The 2,016-nt window shown below is 38.9% G+C and carries 1 protein-coding gene and 1 pseudogene; one reads left to right on the top strand and one right to left on the bottom strand.

The features are described 5' to 3' along the window. Nucleotides 1-681, top strand: a pseudogene (locus tag FLP_RS14870) (hypothetical protein); the annotation flags it as partial. Nucleotides 682-951: 270 nt separating this feature from the next. On the opposite strand, the gene FLP_RS25170 reads toward FLP_RS14870, so the two are convergent. Beyond that, nucleotides 952-1,116 carry a hypothetical protein gene (locus FLP_RS25170; RefSeq protein ID WP_243397574.1) on the bottom strand — a complete coding sequence of 55 codons (165 nt, stop codon included), beginning with the start codon at nt 1,114-1,116 and terminating at the stop codon, nt 952-954. Nucleotides 1,117-2,016 lie beyond the last annotated feature (900 nt).

The raw sequence follows: 2,016 nt of genomic DNA, 5'->3' as shown, positions 1-2,016 counted from the left end.
ATACAAAAGAACAGTGGTTTTAGCACTGTTAACGGAGCCGATGTTGCATTAGATGTGAGCGATAGTAATCTTGCTGTAGGAACCGGTATTTTATTTGGCACTGTTTTTTCGGGAACAACAACTGCGACTTCAGGATATGTTAAAGGTTACGCAGCGTCATCAACTTATCCGGGATACCTTTTTAATAATGCTTGGACAGTTGATGCGCCAGGTCTTTCTCGTGAAGCTGATAGTGAAGCCACGGGTGATATTAATCTCGATGCGGCGGTTGGTACTGGAGTGACAACTACTTTTTCTACTGGTACGGGGTCTGGAACGAGAAGAAAAATAATGGGTACCACTACTTCCAATAGTCTGTTTCGTTTCACAAAAGATGGAGACAATAAAATTACTTACAGAGGTAACAAAACAAGATATTTTCAGGTAACAGCTTCGGTTTCGTATCAAGGTAATACCGATTTGACTGTGATTCTTTACATCGCAAGAAACGGTACTGTACTCACTGAAACAAAAGTATACGGTAAAGGTACTACTGGTTTTTTAACAACAGCCGGTATTTTAGCACTACCAATTGTCGGAACTGTACAATTAAAAAAAGATGAGTATATTGAGATTTGGGCAGAGCGCTATGATGGGAGTGGAAATATGCAAACAATTTCTCTAAATTTAACTGCAAGATAGTTTTTACAAAATAATTATAAGCGTACATGCTAAGATGGGCCCGTCAATTACTTAGGGTATCTGACGGGTTTTTCATTTAATTTGAAAATACTTAATCGCTACAAATCACAATCTGTTTGAACATAAAACAATATCTTTTCTGATAGTAGGCTTCAGAAATCTTGCTATAGTAATAGCCTAGTCTTGAAAATACAGTCAATCCCTAATCAGTAAGTATGCCAGTTTTCTGATACTTCGTATCCCAATAGACATTGGTAGCCACAAAATCTACTATAAAATGAACAATTCCAATCCTGCTTCACGGATTGAGGTCACTAAATCTTTCTCATCTACAACAAAATCAGCGCCTTGTTGTTCGCACCAGTCGATCGTTTCCGAACGAGATGTTGTAGCAATCGCCGTTAGTCCGGTAATTTCCTTAGCCAGCTCTCGCAATCGAACCTACTCCACTATGGTATGTGGTAACATCAGCCGGACATTTTTATCGTGGTATTCCAAGTAAGTTTCTGGTGACGAAGATATTCACTTGCACCATTTTTTTATTCTGCTTTTTTTATACTCCCTAAATCATTTTTTTATACTGAAGCACTTTGGGTGCTGCGCCGGACGATTTACAGCCCGGATCAGTTCCTTTTGGCATCCAAACAAAATTGTCCTTGAACTGCGGCTTAATTATTGTCTCCGTTATACCGATTGCGATTCTAATAGCGATAATCCTGCTGATCATCTTTTGGGGTCAGCGGTAAGTTTTAAGACTGTAAATAATTCACCCTTCACCGCAATGAAAAAATTTAAGATAAATGAACACTCCACAGGCAACTGGATCGTTTCCCATAACGAATTTCCAAAATTTACCTGTGAATTTAAAACCAAAAAATTCCATATCACAAGGAGTATAAACGGCTTGGAAGATCCAACGGGAAATTACAAAGAAGTTGCCCTATTGCTCAGAATGGAAGAGTGGCTCCTCAAATATCATAAAAGTAAAATAGCCTGACCTCCCACGGCCTCTGAAAAATATTTTTACCTGAGCAGTCATCATAAAAACAAATTGTAACTAGGCAGCCCCAGCCCGATTGCTTCGCCAGTTCGCTTCGCTCGTGTGCAGTGGAAATCCTTTTGTGCCGGGGTTCGGCACAAAAGATTAGAACGGATAACGAGAAAAAGCTCCTAAAAGATAGTACCAAATTTCTCGAAGCAATAGAAAGATTCAGATGATCAAAAACAGTTATTGGCTGAATTTCGATATGCAGAAACATAATGATCCTGCCCGCATCCCCGCTAATTTAAATGTTTTTTTCAATAAGGGCAAGTTTATAAAAGTCTCTAATACAG

This window comes from Flavobacterium piscis (assembly GCF_001686925.1).
In the GTDB taxonomy this organism is placed as follows: Bacteria; Bacteroidota; Bacteroidia; order Flavobacteriales; family Flavobacteriaceae; genus Flavobacterium; species Flavobacterium piscis.
The sequence above is the reverse complement of the archived record's forward strand: the minus strand, read 5'-3'. Positions and strand labels throughout refer to the sequence as shown.